The sequence below is a fragment of the Curtobacterium sp. MCBA15_008 genome (genome assembly GCF_001865065.1).
In the GTDB taxonomy this organism is placed as follows: domain Bacteria; phylum Actinomycetota; class Actinomycetes; order Actinomycetales; family Microbacteriaceae; genus Curtobacterium.
The window spans coordinates 1-245 of sequence record NZ_MJGN01000063.1 but is presented as its reverse complement, the minus strand read 5'-3'; the positions used below and the strand labels follow the sequence as shown (position 1 = coordinate 245).

The following is a 245-nucleotide window of genomic DNA, read 5'->3' as shown; positions in this document are numbered from 1 at the left end:
CTCATCCACCCGGTTAATGAACTCTGGCCTGAAGTGAGTACCCACTACGTCCATAACGTCCTTCTTCATGGCCTCGTAGTTTTCCTCACCCGCTTTCTGCTGAATGATGTCCGACCCCAGGTTTGAGGTCATCACGATGACGGTATTGCGAAAATCCACCGTTCTGCCCTGACCATCTGTAAGGCGCCCATCCTCCAGCACCTGCAACAGGATATTAAATACGTCCGGGTGCGCCTTCTCAACTT

At 52.2% G+C, this 245-nt stretch carries 1 protein-coding gene; it reads right to left on the bottom strand.

Annotation, left to right across the window (positions count from 1 at the left end):
* Positions 1-245 (bottom strand): AAA family ATPase (locus tag BIU96_RS17675; protein WP_175477604.1); only part of this gene is annotated, 245 nt, incomplete at both ends.